Origin of the sequence: Mycolicibacterium xanthum (assembly GCF_019710635.1) — a bacterium.
Lineage (GTDB): Bacteria > Actinomycetota > Actinomycetes > Mycobacteriales > Mycobacteriaceae > Mycobacterium > Mycobacterium xanthum.
The window spans coordinates 18,860-37,471 of the sequence record NZ_JAIFZS010000013.1 but is presented as its reverse complement, the minus strand read 5'-3'; the positions used below and the strand labels follow the sequence as shown (position 1 = coordinate 37,471).

Genomic DNA, 18,612 nt, shown 5'->3' with positions numbered 1-18,612 from the left:
AGCTCCCAGATATACCGCCGCGTCAGCCCTCGCGGATGCGGTCCAGCCGATTGGTCGCCTCGTCGAAACCTTCGACCAGTTCGGCGATGATGTCGGCGACCGGCCGGATCTCGTTCATCCGGCCCACGATCTGCCCGACCGGCATCGCGACGGTGCTCGGGTCGGTGGACTCGCTCATCCGCTGGTGTGCCTCGCTGACCAGGATGTTCTGCAGCGGCATCGGCAACGGTTCGGGAGCCCCGGCGGCGTCCCAGGCGTCGGTCCAGCGGCTCTTGAGCAGCCGGGCCGGCTTGCCGGTGTAGATGCGCCGGCGCACGGTGTCGGCCGACGTCGCGGCCAGCATCGCGTCCTGCACCACCGAGTGCCCGGACGGCAGCCGCACGCCCAGGTCGTACTCCGCGGAGGTCAGGAACGCCGAGCCCATCCAGACGCCCTGCGCGCCGAGCGCCAGCGCCGCAGCGACCTGTCGGCCGGTGCCGATACCGCCGGCAGCGAGAACCGGCGCCTTCCCGTCGAGGGCGTCGACGATCTCCGGCCACAGCACCATGGACCCGATCTCGCCGGTGTGCCCGCCGGCCTCATGCCCCTGGGCGACGACGATGTCGACACCGTTGTCCACATGGCGCAGTGCGTGTTTGGCGCTGCCCGCCAACGCGGCCACCGGCACGCCCGCACCGTGCACCTGCCCGATCACGTCGGCCGGTGGCGAGCCCAGCGCGTTGGCGATCAGCTTGATCGGGTGCTTGAGCGCGACCTCGACATGGCTGCGGGCCACCGAATGCAGCCAGCCCAGCACGCCCTCGTTGCGCTCCTCGTCCTCGGGCAGCGGGGGCACGCCCAGGTCGGCCAGCGTCTTGGCGACGAAGTCGCGGTGGGCCTGCGGGATCAGCTTGCCGATGTCGACGGAGGTGCCCTCGGTCGGGATCTTGGCCGGCATCACCACGTCGACACCGTAGGGCTTGCCGTCGGTGTTCTCGTCCATCCAGCACAGCACGTGCTCGAGATCGTCGGCGTCGTTGAACCGCACACACCCCAGTACGCCCAGCCCGCCCGCCTTGCTCACCGCGGCGGCGACCTTCTCCGACGGGGTGAACACGAAGATCGGGTAGTCGATGCCGAAGCGATCGCAGAGCTCGGTACGCATGTCGTCTTCCTTGCCTGGTTTTCCTCGCCCGGTTTTCTTGCCCGGTTTCCTTGCCTAGGAGGTCACCGTCGCGTGGTTGCCGTGGACGTCGTCGGCGCGACGCTCCTCGGTGACGTCCTTGGCCCAGCGGTAGTCCGGCTTGCCCGCCGGTGATCGCTTGACGTCTTCGACCAGCCACAGGCTGCGCGGCACCTTGTATCCGGCGATTTCGCTGCGCACGAACGCGTCGAGGTCGGCCAGTGTGGGGCGGGTGCCCGGGCGGGGCTGCAGCACCGCGGCGACGTGCTGGCCGAACCGCTCGTCGGGCACCCCGACCACGAGGGCGTCGAACACGTCCGGGTGGCCCTTGAGCGCGGCCTCGACCTCCTCGGGGTAGACCTTCTCGCCACCGGTGTTGATCGACACCGAGCCGCGGCCGAGCATCGTCACGCTGCCGTCGGCCTCCACCACGGCGAAGTCACCTGGGATCGCGTAGCGCACCCCGTTGAAGGTCTTGAACGTCTCGGCGGTCTTCTTCGGGTCCTTGTAGTAGCCCACCGGGATGTGGCCCCGCTTGGCGATCACGCCGCGCACCCCCGAGCCGGGTACGACCTCGTCACCGTTCTCGTCGAGCACGACGGTGTTCTTGTCGATCGTGACGCGCGGACCGCCGGTGTTCGACTGCCCCTTGGCCACGATGCTGGTGCCGCCGAAGCCGGTCTCCGAGGAGCCGATCGAATCGGTGATGATCCGGTTCGGCAGCAGTTCGAGGAACTTCTCCTTGATGCTGGTGGAGAACAGCGCAGCGGTGCTGGCGAGCAGGAACAGCGAGCTCAGGTCGTACTGGTCGGCTTCGCCCTGGTGCGCCAGCAGCGCGTCCAGCAGCGGCCGACCCATCGCGTCGCCGGTGAAGAACAACAGGTTCACCTTGCGGTCCTGGATGATGCGCCAGACCTCGTCGGCGTCGAATTCCGGTATGAGCAGGATGGTTTGGCCTGCGAACAGCGCCATCCAGGTCGCCGACTGGGTGGCGCCGTGGATCATCGGCGGGATCGGATAACGCACCATCGGCGGGTTGGCCACGGCCTGCTTGGACAGGTCGTACTCGTCGGCGAGGGGTTCACCGGTGGCGAAGTCGATGCCGCCGAACAGCACCCGGTAGATGTCCTCGTGACGCCACATGACGCCCTTCGGGAAGCCAGTCGTACCGCCGGTGTAGAGCAGGTAGATGTCGTCCTCACTGCGCGGCCCGAAGTCGCGCTCCGGGGAGTACCCGGCGATCGCGGCATAGAACTCGACACCGCCGTAGCGTTGGTAGTCCTCATCGGTGCCGTCCTCCACCACCAGGACGGTCTTGACCTTCGGCGTCTCGGGCAGCACGTTGGCGACCCGCTCGGCGTAGCGGCGCTCGTGCACCAGGGCGACCATGTCGGAGTTGTCGAACAGGTACCTCAACTCGCCCTCGACGTAGCGGAAGTTGACGTTGACCAGGATCGCGCCGGCCTTGACGATGCCGAGCATCGCGATGACGATCTCGATGCGGTTGCGGCAGTACAGGCCCACCTTGTCGTCCTTCTTGACGCCCTGCGCCTGCAGGTAGTGGGCGAAGCGGTTCGCCTTCTCCTCCAGCTGGGCATAGGTGAGCTGTTCGTCGTCGCCGATGAGGGCGACGCGGTCAGGCACGGCGTCGATGGCGTGCTCGGCGAGATCGGCGATGTTGAGGGCCACGGCTCTAAATTAGAACGTGTTACATTTCGTGACAAGTCTGTGGCAATGACGCTGGAAGGCGGACACCTGTGAGCGACACCGACAAGCAGCCCGACTGCCTGGTTGAGCAGCGCGGACACACGCTGATCGTCACGATGAACCGGCCCGAGGCCCGCAACGCGCTGTCCACCGAGATGCTCTCGATCATGGTCGACTCCTGGAACCGGGTCGACGAGGATCCGGAGATCCGCACCTGCATCCTGACCGGCGCGGGCGGGTACTTCTGCGCGGGCATGGACCTCAAGGCCGCCACGGCCAAGCCGCCGGGCGACTCGTTCAAGGACGGCAGCTACGACCCGTCGAAGATCGAGGCCCTGCTGAAGGGACGGCGGCTCAAGAAGCCGCTGATCGCCGCCGTCGAGGGCCCGGCCATCGCGGGCGGCACCGAGATCCTGCAGGGCACCGACATCCGGGTCGCCGGGGAGAGCGCGAAGTTCGGCATCTCCGAGGCGAAGTGGAGCCTGTACCCGATGGGGGGGTCGGCGGTGCGACTGGTGCGCCAGATCCCGTACACCATCGCGTGTGACCTGTTGCTGACCGGACGCCACATCACCGCCGCCGAGGCGCTGTCGTACGGGCTGATCGGCCACGTGGTGCCCGACGGCAGCGCGCTGGACAAGGCGCTGGAGATCGCCGAGGTGATCAACAACAACGGGCCGCTGGCCGTGCAGGCCATCCTCAAGACCATCCGGGAGACCGAGGGCATGCACGAGGAGGAGGCGTTCAAGCCCGACACCGCCAACGGCATCCCGGTGTTCCTGTCCGAGGACGCCAAGGAAGGCCCGCGGGCGTTCAAGGAGAAGCGCGCCCCCCACTTCCAGATGAAGTAGCCTTCCGCCGAACTGGCATTCCGGCAGAAAAAGTGTGAGAAGGGGCCTGCCGGAATGCGAGTTCGGCGACGGGGCTGCTAGGCGGAATTGAGTTCGTCGAAGCGGGCCAGCGCGGCGTCGAGGTCGGCCTCGTCGAAGTGTTCGCTGTGGCAGACCCGATCGCCATCGATCATCGAGATGTGAACTCCCCGCCACTCACCCTGGAAGCCCTCTGATGACGCGCCAACGGCTGCGATGGTGAGGACCGCCCCGCGCTCGCTGAGCCGATGCACGGCGTCGATCGAGAACTTCACATCCGGCGTCGTCTCCCAAGTCGCATTGAGGAAGGCGGGCAGATCGCCAGGCGAGATCGGTGCCACTATGCGGTGGTCGATGCTGACCGCGTCCGGCGTCCACGCCGGGAGTTCGTGCCGGTTGACCGCGCGCAGGTTCTGGACCAAGACCGCCCAGGTGTTCGCATAGGGCGCCGCCTCGCCGGCGAGGTACCGGGCGTCGAGTTCCTCGTAGGCGGCGTCGACGTCGTCGATGTCGAAGGTCACGGTGTCTCGCACAAGTTCGCCATCGCCCACCTCGACGACGGTCAGAACTTCGACCGTGATCGGCCGGTCGACATCGCTGGTATCTCGGGTCGTCACGTGCGTCAGCGCCAGCCGAGAACCTCTGGCGGCTAAGCCCTCCACATCCAATTGCCAACTCGTCGGTGCCTTGAAGATCTCGCGAAAAGCCTTTTGCCGCTCGGCGCCGTCCATAACGACAGTCAGTCCCTTTCGCCGGTCGTCCAATCTGCCGTCGGGAGAGATCCCAGCGAGGAACCTTTCGTTATCACGCCGGTTCAGCGCAGCAATGAGGCCTGACCATGCCCGACTCGCCGCGTTCTTCAGCTGGGGTGCTTGCCGACTGAGCTCGTCGAAATTCGCAAGGGCGGCGTCGAGGTCGGTCTCGTCGAACAGCTCATAGCGACTGATCAAATCACCGTCGATCATCACCAATACGACAGTTCGCCACTCGGCATTGAAGCCCATATGAGAGGTCCCGTTCGCAACCCCGCTGACGACCGCGCCGAAATCGGTCAGTCGGTGCACGGCCTCAACGGAGCGGTGCATGTACGGCACGACGTCAGACGTGGCACGAACGAATGTGAAGAAGTCGCCTGGAGCAAAAGCTGCCACATGCCGGTGGTCGATGCTGACCCAGTCCGGTGTCGTCGGAGGCACTTCGCGCCGGTTGAACGCGGCGGTTCCGTTCGTGATCACCGACCACGCGTGCGCGTGCACCGCCGCCTCGCCAGCGAGGTACCGGGACTCGAGTTCGGCGAAGGCGGCGTCGACGTCGTCGACGTCGAACGTGATGGCGGCCTTGAGCAGTTCCTCGCCGTTGATCTCAACGATGCTGAGCAGATCCCAATCGAGCGGACCCAGCAACTGGTCATGCCGAGAGACGTGGTGGTGACACAAGGCCAAGTGCTCGCCGCGGATCGCGAGGACCCGCGCGGTCATCTCCAAATCCCCGAACTCGGCGATGTGTTGCAGGTCTGCCAATTCGGCCTCGCGCCCATGACGAAGCCCTGCTCCTACACCCCGGCGACGGTCGTCGCTGTGGTGGTCATCTGCCAGCAGTCGAGAGACTGCGCCCCATTCGCGGGCGGTGCAGTGCGCCCAGATCCGTTCGAACACTCGGCTTGCCGTGTTCTCCAGCCCGGGAACTGACCGACTGAGTTCGTCGAATCGGGCCAGCGCGAGGTCCCGTTGGTCGGCATCGAACGTCTCGGCGCGGATGGCGCGATCGCCATCGAAAACCATGATGGTGATCCAAGGTAGCTCGACCGCGACATCGTCGGTCGACGTGCCCTTCACAACGACATAGCTCAGGACGCCGGTTGCCGAGCACGCGAGGATCTCAGCGACCTCGAATCTGAGGTCGGGGACGAGCGACGCCAGCATCCTCAGTGACGACATGTCTTCGACGGCTGTGCCGGCTCCGCTGGCGAGCTGGCGGTGGTTGACATAGGACGCGCCGACATGCCTCGCAGCCAGCGCGTCCCAGTCATGACGGTTGGCAGCTTCAGCGAACGGGCGCATCGCCTCGATGATCTCGGGATGCGCGACTTCTCCGGACGCGATCCAGCGGGCGGTGAGCTCATCGATCGCACCGTTGATGTCATCTGGGTCGAAAACCCCTACGTAGGAGACGAGCTCACCGGAGACCTCGGTGATCATCAAGAACTCGACCGTGATCCGCTCTCCAGCGGAATCGGTGTCACGGAACCTGTCGCGGGTCAATGCAAGGCGAGTTCCCCTGATCGCGACGGGTTCTGCCGCCAACCGCCAACTCGCGGGTGCATCGAACAACACCGCGTGAAGGAAATTGCGGTCAATGTGACCCACATTCCGCAGACTCTTGCGCCGATCGTCGAATCGAGCATCGTTGTGATGCAATGCAACTACCGCTTCGAGATCGCGAAGGTTCGATGCCGCCACGACACGATCCCGGACCCGGATCGCGATATTCTCGAGCCCGGGCCATCGGGCATCGAGTTCGTCGAATCTCGCGACAGCGGCCTTACGATCGGTCTCATCGAACAGCTCGCAGCGGTTGATTGCGTCGCCATCGAACGTGAGCAAGGCGATTTCACTCCACTCGGCGTCGAATCCCTCCTGCGAGGTGCCCCTCTCGGTGTGGGTGAACACCGCTCCCAGGTTGCTCAGCCGGTGCACCGCCTCGATCCGGGTGCTGATGTCCGGCACCTGCTCCCAAAAGGCGCTGACGTAGGAATTCATAGCGCCCGGAGCAAACCCGACCCCGAGCCGGTGGTCGATGTTCACCCAGTCCGGCCTGGTCTTGGGCATCTCGTGCCGGTTGAACGCGGCATACGTCTGGGTGACGAGTGACCACATGTTCGCGAGGGCGGCGGGTTCACCTGCCATGTACCGGGCGTCGAGTTCGGTGACGGCCGCATCCATGTCGTCAGGTTCGAAGATCACCTGGGCCGCGATCCGCCCGTCGGCGTCGAGCTCTGCGACTGCCAGGTTGTCGACGTGAAACGCCCCCGGCCGCTCGTCGTAACGCGTTTTCGCACGTACGAGGATCAGGCGCTCCCCACGGGTCGCGATGGAGGTCCACTCGAAACGGGAGACACCGACGTCGGCAGCCGCCCGCATATCTTCCAGTAGAGAGTCCCGACCCTGCCGAATCCCCCCGTTCACGACTCGACGGCGGTCCTCGTTGTACAGACCGTCGGCCAGCAGGCCGGCCATGGCCTCCCAGTTGCGGGCTGCGAAAGCAGCCGTCAATTGCTCGCCGACCCGGGTCGCCGCATTGCCCAGATCCCTCTTACGGCCCAGCTCATCGAAACACTCGAGGGCGGCGTCGAGGTCGGCCTCGCCGAAGAGCTCACAGCGTTCGATCAATCCATCGTCGACCATCAGAACGTTGATGCATCGCCACTCCACGTCGAGGCCTTCTTGAGATGTCCCATGTGCGGAATGCGTGACGACGGCGCCGTGGGCGCTCAACCGATGCACGGCCTCGACGCGGATGCTGCCGGTCGGCAGTTGGGCCCAGGATTCCTGGATGTTTGTGGCGGTTTCTCCGGGGGCGAACGTGAACGCTCGGCCACGCTGGTGATCCACCGTGACCCAGCCTGGGGTCGTCGCGGGGAGTTCGCGGCGGTTGAGTGCGGCGTACATCCGCGAGATGGCCGACCACGTGTCGGCAAAGGACGCGCCTTCGCCTGCCATGTACCGGGTGTCGAGTTCGGCGAGGGCAGCGTCCATGTCGTCCGGGTCGAAGATCACCTCATTCGTCACAAGCCGATCTACGTTGACATCGTGGATCACCAACGCATCAATTGCCACAGGGCGATCGACCTCGTCGACATCGCGGAAAGCGAGGCGACTGAGCGCCAGGTAGCGTCCCCGAATCGCTACCACCTCGACCTCCGCCCGGAAAATCCCGGCACGCTCGAACAAGGCGCGCCCGTAGACCATGTCAATTGGGCCCTTGTTGCGAAGTCCTCTTCGACGATCATCGCATCGAGAATCCGCCGTGTGCGCACCTAGATAGCCCTCCAGATCACAGCCATTGAAGGCGACCGCCATCTCTCGGACTACCTGTGTCGCAAAGTTGTCGAGGAGCGCGATACCGTCGAGTTCGTCGAAACGGGCTAGTGCGGCCGCGAGGTCGGCCTCGTCGAAGATTTCGCTGTGACTGATGGCCTCGCCTTCGACCATTGAAATCCCGACCTGTCGCCATTCCGCGCTGAAGCCTTCTCGCGTGGTCCCTTTCGCTATTCGGGTGACGACGGCGCCGCGATTGCTCAGCCGATGCACCGCTTCGACGTAGAACGAAGTCTGCGGTGAATCCTTCCACGTTGCATTGAGGAAGGGTTCCAAGTCGCCTGGCGACATTGCCACACCCCGCCGGCGATCGACGTTCACCCAGTCCTTCGTCGTCGGCGGAAGCTCGCCGTGGTTGACCGCAGCATAGAACCGCGCAATGACTCGCCACACGCGCGCGTTATCCGCTGCTTCGCCTTTCAGATAACGCATTTCGAGTTCGGTGAAGGCGGCGTCGATGTCGTCGGGATCGAATGAGACGGCCGCTGCGATCCGGTTGTCGGCGTCGATTTCGACGAGGTTCAGCACCTCGAGTTCGTATTCCGTAAACCCCCCATCGCGCGATACCCGGGCATGAACAAGTGCAAGTCGGTTCCCTCGGGTCGCGATGACGGACCGCTCGACGTTGTTCACTCCGAGGTCGGCGATGGCCCGCATATCCGTGAGCACGGCGTCTCGACCACGTTGGATGCCCATGTTCACCACTCGCCGGCGGTCCTCATGGACGATGTCGTCGGCAAGCATTTCCGCGATGGCGTCCCAATCGCGAGCCATCAGGCAAACGTTCGAGCGTTCGTTCAGTCGGCTTGCCGCGTTCTCCAGCCGCGGCGCGGGCCGGCTGAGTTCGTCGAATCGGGTGAGCGCGGCCTCGAGGTCAGATTCGTCGAACAGCTCATGGCGAGAGATCAGGTCGCCATCGACCATGAAGATGGCGATCATGCTCCACTCGGCGCATAAACCCTGTTGAGAGGTCCCGTAGCCGGTTGCGGCGATGACCGCCCCTACGTTGGTCAGACGATGCACGGCGTCGATGGAGCCGACCAGATCTGGCACTAGTTCCCACATTGCGCGGAAGGTCGCGACCAGCTCACCGTGCCCGATCGACGAAAGCCGCCGGTGGTCGATGTTCGCCCAGTCTGGTGTGGTCGGGAAGAGTTCGCGGCGGTTGATTCCGGCGACCGCGCCCGAGACGACCGACCATGTCCGTGCGTGGGGAGCAGCCTCGCCGGCCACGTACCGGGCATCGAGTTCAGCAACAGCCGCGTCGATGTCGTCGAGATCGAATGCGACGACGGCTGAGATGCGGTTTTCGGGGTCGATTTCGACAAGGTTCAGCGCCTCGGCTTCGTATTCGGTAAACCGCCCATCGCCCGATAGCCGCGCACGAGCAAGTGCGAGTCGGCTCCCGCGGGTCGCGATGACGGACCGCTCGACGTTGTTGACTCCGAGGTCGGCGATGGCCCGCATATCCGCCAGCACGGCGTCGCGACCACGTTCGATGCCCAGGTTCACCACTCGACGGCGGTCCTCAATGAAGATGTCGTCGGCAACCATTTCCGCCACGGTGTCCCAATCGCGAGCCATGAGGCACGCGTTCGAGCGGTCGTACAGTCGGCTGGCCGCATTTCCCAGCCGCCGGGCGGGGCGACTCAATTCGTCGAATCTCGCTAGTGCGGCGTCGAGGCCTTCTACGTCGAACAGCTCACTGTGATGGGTCTGGTCGTCATTCACAACGCCAACGACAACTTCACGCCACTCCGCCTCAAACCCTTCCCTCGACAAGCCTTTCATCACATGGGTGACGACGAAGCCGTCGTCGCTCAGCCGATGAACGGCCTCGACATAGATGCTGAGGCTGGGCATCTCATCGAATGTGGCCCGCACATATGCGGCCATATCAGTAGTAGCGGATACGATCGACTTTCGGTGGTCGACGTTCACCCAATCCTGCGACCCCTCGGGTAATTCGCGCCTGTTTATGGCGGCGTATGACCGCACATAGAGTGACCAGCCGCTCGCAAATGGGGCGGCTTCCCCCGCGAGGTAACGGGACTCGAGTTCGGCGATAGCGGCATCGAAATCCTCGAGATCGAACAGCACGGCAGCCACCGACCTGTCGTCTGCATCGACTTCGTAGACGGTCAGAATCTCAATACCGAACGCGTCATCGCGGGGACCGCCCGAAACGCGGGCACGGATCAGCGCGAGGCGGTCGCCTCGGGTGGCGACGACGGCCGCGTCGACGTAGGTGACCCCGACGTCGGCGGCGGCCCGCATGTCCGCGATCTGAGCGGCACGACCACGTCGGATGCCGCCGCTGACGACTCGGCGACGATCATCGGTGCACACGTCTTCTGCCACCATTTCGGCCATGGCGTCCCAGTCGCGCGCAACAAGATAGGCGTTGCAACGCTGATAGCTTCTGCTCGCCGCGTTCTCCAGAGATCCTGCTGGACGGCTGAGTTGATCGAATCTGGCCAGCGCGGTGTCGAGATCGTCCTCGTCAAACCGCTCGCTGCGGCTGATCAGGTCGCCGTCGATGGTCGAGAACGAGATTCCCCGCCACTCGGCCTGGAAGTCCTGGTTCGTGGTCCCGGTCGCGACGTAGGTGAACACCGCACCGAGGTCGCTGAGCCGATGTACTGCCTCGATGTAGAGCTTCAGGTCCGGTGTCTGCTTCCAGGTTGCGTGCACATATGCAGCAAGGTCGCCGGGGGCGGATGCGATCACCCTGCGGTGGTCGACATTCACCATGCCCGGGGTGAACGAAGGCAATTCGTGCCGGTTGAATGCGGCGATGTTCCGTTTGACGACGGACCACACCGCCGCATGCGCGGCCGCCTCGCTGGCGCCGAATCGACTATCAAGGTCTGCGAATGCAGCGTCGAGATCGTCCGGGTCGTACGCGACGCCGCCCACGAACCGGCTGTCGGCGTCGACTTCGATAACGATCAGCACGTCTGAACCGAACGCGTCGGGCCGCTTGTCGCCTGACACCCGTTGGCGAGCGAGCGCGAGGCGCTCCCCGCGGGTCGCGATGACATGCGGCTCGATGTTCGTGACCCCGACGTCGGCGATGGCGCGCATGTTGGCGATCACTGCTTCTCGACCGCGCTGAGTGCCGCCATTGACGACGCGACGGTGATCGTCGTGCACGATGCCTTCGCCCATCACGTCCGACATGGCGTCCCAGTCGCGAGCCCCGTACGTCGCCAACCAGCGCTCGTACGTTCGGCTCGCCGCGTTCTCCAGCCGCCGCACAGGCTCGCTGAGTTCGTCGAATGTCGCGAGTGCAGCGTCCAGATCGTCGAGCCTGAAGACTTCGCAGCGGTCGACCAGGCCGCCGGTAATCGTCGAGAGGCTGACCTCGCGCCACTCCACATCAAAGCCGTTTCCCGACGTTCCACTCGCCGCGTAGGTCACCACCGCCCCCAGATCGGTCAGCCGGTGCACGGCTTCGATGCGCATCCGAACATCTGGTGTGAGATCCCATAGGTCATCCACTGAGGCATAAAGACCTCCTTCCGGGACGGCTATGACGGGACGATGGTCGATGTTGATCCAATCAGGCGTCGTCGCTGGAAGTTCGTGCCGATTGAACGCGGTGAAGGCTCCGGCAATAACGGACCACGTGCCCGCATACCCGGCCGCTTCTCCCAGGACATACCGAGCATCGAGTTCGGCGTACGCCGCGTCGAGGTCGTCGAGGTCGAACGCGGCAAACATGGTGATCTGTTGCGCTGCATTGATCTCGACCATGTGGAGCACTTCGACAGCAAACGCATCCGGCTCGTCGCGACCCCAAAACCGGCTCCGCATGAGGGCAAGGCTGTCCCCTCGGATCGCGATGACGGTCGACGAAGCATTCCTGACGCCAAGGCCGGCAATGAACCGCATATGTTCGACCGCTGCGTTGCGACCCGGTTGATGCCCCGTCCCGACCAATCGGCGGCGGTCATCCGCGATGAAGTCGTCGGCCATGGTCTTGGCCAGGCCTTCCCAGTCGCCACTCATATCGCAGGCGTTGAAGCGTCGGTATTGGCGACTCGCCGCGTTCTCCAGGATTGGGGTTGGCCGATTGATTTCGTCGAACCGCGCCAAAGCAGCGCCCAGGTCGGCCTCGTCGAAGAGCTCACAGCGGTTGGGGAGATCGCCGTCGATCGTCAAGACATCGGTCAAGCGCCACTCAACGTCGAGTCCCTCGCGCGATACGCCCTTCGCCACGTGAGTCACGACCGCTCCGACCTCGGTCAGTCGATGGACGGATTCGACGTACAAGCAGTTCTCGGTGAGGTCGTCGAAAGCCGCTCGCAGGTAAGCCTGCAAACCACCGGACTCGACCCCCGTGACACTCCGATGGTCTATGTCCACGAAGCCGGGCGCCGCGGCAGGAAGTTCGAGCCGATTCACCGCGTAAAAAACCTGCGCGATCACCGAGTATGTGTCTGCACACGGCGCGGCTTCACCCGCGAGGTAGCGGACATCGAGTTCCGCCAAGGCCGCGTCGAGATCGTCGAGGTCGAACAGAACGTGGCCGGCGATCGTGTCGTCGGTATTGATCTCGACGACGTCGAACGCTTCGGAGTGGAACGCCCCGGGCCCCTGGTCGCGGCCGACCATGCGGCACTTGGTGAGTGCGACGCGCTCGCCGCGGGTCGCGATCACCGTAAAGAGCGCGTTCTTGGTGCCCAGACCGGTCATCACTTGCAGGTTTGCGATTTCGGCGTCACGACCGCGCTGCATCCCTGCGTTCACCACCCGACGGCGATCTTCGGCGTTGAAGTCGTGCGCCAGTATCTCGGCCATGGTGTCCCAGTCGCGGGCGGGATAGTACGACCAGTAACGCTTGACAAGTCGGCTCGCCGCGTTCTCCAGACGTGGCGCCGGTCGGTTGAGTTCGTCGAACCTCTCCAGCGCCGCCGCGAGGTCTGACTCGTCGAAGATCTCGCCGCGGCTGATGGCATCGGCGTCCACCGTGACGACGTCGATCGCACGCCACTCGGCGTCGAAGCCTTCCCGGGAAGTCCCCCTCGATGACCGGGTGAACACCGCGCCCAGGTCGCTGAGACGGTGCACGGACTCGATGTACAGGTTGAACTGCGGAGCGAGGTCCCACGACGCGTGGAGATAGGCGATCCCTTCGTCGGGTGCCATCGGGGCGACGTGCCGATGGTCGACATTCACCAAGTCCGCCGTCGTCTTGGGCACCTCGCCCCGCGTCATCCCAGCGTAGGCGTCCGTGATGACCGACCATGCATCCGCATACGGCGCCGCCTCCCCGGCCAGGTAGCGGACGTCGAGTTCGGCGACCGCAGCGTCGAGGTCGTCGTTGTCGAAGATCACCCCTGCCACGATCCGGCCCTCGGAATCCGTTTCGATGATGTTGAGGATCTCGCCGCGAACCAGGTCGCCGCTCGAGGTGCGGAGACGATCCAGCACGAGTCGTTGCCCGCGGGTGGCAAGGACGGTCGCCGACACGGTTGCCCCGATACCGGCGAGTCGGCGCAAGTCTGCCAGCTGAACATCCCTGCCACGTTTCATTCCGGCGTGCACCGTCCGCCGGCGGTCCTCATCGGTGACGCCCTCGGCGAACAGGTCTGCGACGGTGTCCCAGTCACCCGCTGCGAAATTCCTCCAGAGACGCTCGTAGACAACACTTGCCGCATTGCTGATCCCGACTGCAGGACAGCTGAGTTCGTCGAACCTTGCGAGCGCCCTGTCGAGGTCGTCTGCGTCGAACAACTCGCTGCGGGTGACCAGATCGCCTTCCACCGTCAGCAAGTTGACGTCTCGCCATTCCGCCTCGAAGCCGGCCTGCGAGATTCCCTTCGCCGCGTGAGTGACGACGGCGCCGAATTCACTCAGCCGATGCACTGCGTCGACGAAAATTCTGGTGTCCGGCGAGTCGGCCCAGGCTGCCGAGAGGTATTCGGCCATATGCCCCGGCGCGAATGCTGCCCCGCGCCGGTGGTCGATGTTCACCCAGCCCGGCGACGTCGCGGCGATCTCGCGCCGATTGAACGCGGCGTAAGCCCCTACAACGACCGACCATGCGTGCGCATACGGCGCCGCTTCACCGGCGAGATAGCGGTCGTCGAGCTCGGCAATGGCAGCGTCGAGGTCGTCCAGGTCGAACACCACTCTGGCCACCATCAAGCCATCCGTGTCGACCTCGTTGATCTCCAGCGATTCAGCGAAGAACGCGCCGACCTGCCGGTCGCGCTCCTCAAACCGTACGTGGCTCACACTGAGGCGATCCCCGCGTAGGGCGAGAGGCGTATGTGTAACGACCACACCGATATCGGCTATCGTACGGACGTTCTCGAGTGCAGTCTCGCGATCGTTACTCTCCCGGCGAAGCCCTCTACGGCGATCTTCGAAGTGAAGGTTGTCGGCATACAGCGCACCGATCTCATCAAGGTGGCCGCCGGCGAACAACGCGTATGCCTGGCTATCGGCACGTGTCGCGGAGTTCTCCAGCCGTGGTCGACGCTTCTCCGTCTCGAACCGCGCCTGCAAACTGTCCATCTCAGCGATCGCGGCGTCGAGGTCATCGATGTCGAACCACATCTGCAGGAACATCCTGCCCTCGTCGTCGATGCCTGCCAGTTGGAGGAACTCGTCCTGCGGGGCGCCGAGGCTGGCATCGTTGGTTCGCGTCGACAGCCTGACGAGTACAAGTCGCTCGCCCCGTGCCGCGACGAGTGTCTGCGGGTAGCGAATCATACCCAGGTCGATATAGCGACTCATCTCGTGCCGCCATTGGTCAAACGAGCGTTTCCGTGGCGCGACGCCGACGATCAACCGCCGACTTTCGAAATGGACCTCAGGAGCGAGAAGTTGTTTCACCTCGCCCCATGCTTGGCGTTCGACGGCATCAACTATCCGGCGTCCTGCCTGAAAGCACGCATTCTCGGTCCTCGTGGTTGCCGCCTCGGTCGGCGCAGGAACGGCCGGCACAGGCTGCTCACCCAGCAGGCGGCGAGCCTTCTCCGCCAGCGCCGCAGCACCTTTCATCTCATACAGCCCCAGCGCCCGTTCGGCGGCCACCCGCGCGCCAGCAGCGTCACCCGCAGCACCCAGCACCACTGCCAGCGCCAGACACGCGTCGCCGTGATCGACCAGTGCGTCGGTGCGCTCGGCGATGGCGACCGCCTCTTCGGCTACCCTCCGCGCTTCACCGTGTTCGCCTGCCCGCGCCAGCAGCTGCGCCCGAACCGTCCGCCAGGCGATCGCGGCCTTAAACGCGTGTCCGGCGAGCCGTTCACTCTCCGTGCACAATTCGTCGGCCTCGGCATCCCGGTCGAGCGCGAGACAGGCCCGCGCCAACAACGCGGCGGTCTCGGCGGTGTCAGCATCCAGGCGCATGCGGCGAAAGCCGTTGTAGGCCTTCCGCAGATGCCGCTCGGCGGCAGTCGCATCGTCGGCGACCAACTCGACGATGCCGGCGAACTGCTCCACTTCGAGCACCGCATGCCGCATGCCCAGCTCGCTGAGCGTGCGCCGGGCTGAGTCGATCAGCTGGCGGCCCGCCGCGGCGCGCCCGCGCAGTGCATCCAGCACGCCCTGGCACCGCGTCGATGTCGCCTCCACGACCGGGGAACCGGTGGTGATCCGCAGCAGCCGCACGACATCGAGACACCGCCCGCCAGCCCGAGGAACCGGGTTGGGACCCCACAGTGCCGCCGGTGGTGCCCCGGCCAGGACGGCGTTGACCCGCCGGTGTTCGCGCGCCCGGCGGGCTGCGGTCAACGCCTGGTCCAGCGCGGCCTCGCAGTCGCCCACCCTCCCGAGGCGGGCCAGACACCCGGCGCGTACGGTGTGGGCCTTGGCCTCCCCCGCCGCGTCCTCCAGCGCCGCCAGCGTTGCAGCGGCCGCCTCCAATGCGACCTCGATCTCGTCAAGGCGCTCCGGGTCGGTCAGCATCGACAACTGTCCGTCGAAACACGCTCCCCAGGCCGCGATCCGGGCGGAATCACCGGCAGCCGAGCGCAACTGTGCCACCGCTCCGGTCGCCGACGCCACGTCGCCGGCCGCCAGCAGCGCTTCACACCTGGCCACCAACAGCTCGGCCTGCTGGTCGTCGCGGTCGGGCAGTTCCTCGTCGAGTTCCTCGAGTGCGTGCAGCGCCTTGTCGTACAGGTCGGCCGCGCCTTCGTAGCCGAGGCGCGCCATCGCCTGATCCGCGGCCCGCCGGCAGTACTCGACGGCCTTGCCCGCATTGCCCGCCCACGCACATTCGAAGTAGTGGTAGGCGAGTTCGGCGAGGAGTTCATCGTCGGTGCCCGGTTCGGCCTCCAGGGCTGCAGCGATCTTCTGATGCAGTCGCATGCGCCGCACGGAGGGCAGTTCGGCGAGTAGCGACTGCCGCACGAGCGCGTGGTTGAACCGGTATCGGCCGCCGGGTTCTTCGATGACGATGCCCGCCTTGCCGGCCTCGTCGAAGGCATCGACGAGGTCGCGTTCGACCACCCGCTCGACGAGCTCGATGCCGAACCGGCTGCCGACCACCGCGGCCGCGGCGAGCGCGGCATTGGCCTCGTCGCCAAGGCGGGAAAGTCTGCGGCTCACCGCTTCCCGGATCCCCTGCGGCAGGCTGTTCGCATCCCAACGACCGTCACTTTCGTCGACGTGCCGCAGAGCCTCGATGAGGAAGAACGGATTGCCCCCGGTGACCGACGCCAGTGCGCGGCCCAGCTCTTCGTCGTCGTAGCCGACTTCGGCGACATAGGCGTTGACGTCGTCCACGTCGAGGCCGCCGAGCGCGAGGCGAGTGGCGGAGCCGTCGCGGTGCAGATCGGCGAGCATCGCCGCCAGCGGATGCGCACGGTCGAGGTCGGTGCTGCGGTAGGTGCCGACGATCTGCACACGAGCCTGCTCTCCGAAGCGGAGCAGATGACGCAAAAGCAGCAGCGTCGGTTTGGCGGCCCAATGCAGGTCATCGAGAACCAGGACGATCGGCGCACTCGCCGAGGCGATGCCCAGCAGCGCGACGACGGCGTCGAACAGCGCATAGCGCTCGGCGTCGGGGGCGGCGCGGGGCGCCGCGGCCAGGTCGGGTAACACGTCGGTCAGGGCCGGGACGAGCGGAAGCAGCGACTCGACGCCGCGCAATCCGCGTAGCCGATCGGCGCCCAGGCAGGGAACCAGCGTCCGCAACGCCTCGGCGAAGGGCTGATACGGCGCCCCCAGATCCTCATCACAGCGTCCGTACACGACGACAGCGCCCAGGCCGTATGCCTGACGGCACCATTCGCCGGCAAGCCGGGTCTTGCCGACGCCCGGTTCGCCGGCGATCAGCACCGCGTGCGCGCCTGCGGTGAGCGCGGTCTGCCACGCCGCCAGCAGCCCTTCGAGTTCGCTGCCGCGGCCGACGAACGGGCCGGGTCCGGTCAGCACGGCCGGCAGGCCCGGCCGGTCCAGCGCCGTGTCGGCGGCGACAACGGGGAAATCGTCGGCGCGTTCCAGACGCAACTCGAACACGTGCTCCAGGCGTGCCAGGTTCTTCAGCTGGCGCATCCCCAGGTCCGCCAACACGACGTTGTCGGCCAGGGAATCGATGACGAGTTCGGCGGTGGCCCCCGAGCACAGGGTCTGCCCGCCGACGGCCAGCGATCGCAGCCGCGCCGCCCGGTTGACGGCCCGACCGAAGTAGTCGCCGTCCCGGAACTCGACCTCCCCGGTGTGCAGGGCGATCCGGATCCGCATCGGTTCGACGAGCGCCCACGGTTCGCGGCCGATCGCTTGCTGTAACTCGACGGCGGCCGCGGCCGCTCCCGACGGGCGGTCGAACACCGAGAACGTCGCGTCACCCTCGCCGCGGGTCTTGATCAGGCGCCCACCGCCGAATGTGACTACCTGCTCGACGATCTCGTCGTGACGGGCGAGCGCCGCCCCCATGGCCTCCGCGTCGTACTCCCACGCGGCCGTGGAGCCCTCGATGTCGGTCAGCAGGAACGTCACCGCCCGCATGACGGACGAAACGTGTTCGAGGACAGGAAGTTCCAGTGATGCGTCTTGGACGACGATCTTGGATTCCAGCCGACGGAGATCCGGTCCCGGGTCGACCCCCAACTCGTCGGCGAGCAGCGCGCGGACCCGCTGGAACGCAGCGAGGGCTTCGCCCTGCCGGCCGGCACGGTAGAGGGCGAGCATCAGCTGGCCCCAACGCCGCTCGCGTAACGGCGCGTCGGCGATCGCGGCTTCGAGTTCGCCGATCAGCTCCGCGGCCCGGCCGGTGGCCAGCAGCGCATCGGCCCGGTCCTCGACCAGTGCCGCATGCCCCTCTACCCAGCGGGTCCGCTCGGTTCCCCCACGCCGGCCGTCGGGCAGTTCGGGCGCGCCGCGCCACAGCTTCAGCGCGTCGTCGAAGCGGGCCACCGCTTCGCCGGCGTCCCCGGCATCCATGGCGGCGCGACCCTGTGCGGCGGCCGTCGTGTAGCCGATGGCGTCGATGTCGGCCGTGTTCAGGGTCCAGCCCGTCCCCTGGGTCAGCACGAAGCCGTCCCCGAGCGCGCGACGCAGGGCCGAGATGTGGGTCTGCAGGGCCTTGGCGGCGGTGCGCGGTGGATCCGTCCCCCACAGCAGTTCGACGAGCGTGTCCCCCGGAACGACGGCACCGCCGTACAACCCGAGCATCGTCAGGATGGCGCGTGGCTTGGCGCCCGGGATCGCGACCGGCAGACCGAACTGCCGGACCTGCAGAGGACCCAGAACCCCCAGCTCCACCGAAGAAAGCGTACTCACGCTTTCGATGGTCGGCGGGCGGATTCACCAC

Annotated in this window: 4 protein-coding genes; 1 reads left to right on the top strand and 3 read right to left on the bottom strand. The window is 65.8% G+C overall.

The features are described from left to right. Nucleotides 1–22: 22 nt before the first annotated feature. Together JDV09_RS07820 and JDV09_RS07815 are read right to left on the bottom strand one after the other, a co-directional pair. A complete protein-coding gene (locus JDV09_RS07820; RefSeq protein ID WP_221368558.1) occupies nt 23–1,144 on the bottom strand; it encodes an NAD(P)H-dependent flavin oxidoreductase in 1,122 nt (373 codons plus the stop codon). A 54-nt stretch (nt 1,145–1,198) separates the two neighbouring features. Continuing rightward, a complete protein-coding gene (locus tag JDV09_RS07815) occupies nt 1,199–2,851 on the bottom strand; it encodes a medium/long-chain-fatty-acid--CoA/3-oxocholest-4-en-26-oate--CoA ligase (RefSeq protein ID WP_221368557.1) in 1,653 nt (550 codons plus the stop codon). A gap of 68 nt (nt 2,852–2,919) precedes the next feature. Between JDV09_RS07815 and JDV09_RS07810 the strand changes: the two genes are divergently transcribed. Continuing rightward, nucleotides 2,920–3,720 (top strand): crotonase/enoyl-CoA hydratase family protein, encoded by an 801-nt coding sequence (locus JDV09_RS07810; RefSeq protein WP_221368556.1) that lies wholly within the window; start codon nt 2,920–2,922, stop codon nt 3,718–3,720. 77 nt (nt 3,721–3,797) lie between these two features. On the opposite strand, the gene JDV09_RS07805 is transcribed toward JDV09_RS07810, so the two are convergent. Beyond that, complete coding sequence (locus JDV09_RS07805) at nt 3,798–18,563, bottom strand: BTAD domain-containing putative transcriptional regulator (RefSeq protein WP_221368700.1); 14,766 nt, start codon at nt 18,561–18,563, stop codon at nt 3,798–3,800. Nucleotides 18,564–18,612: the final 49 nt, after the last annotated feature.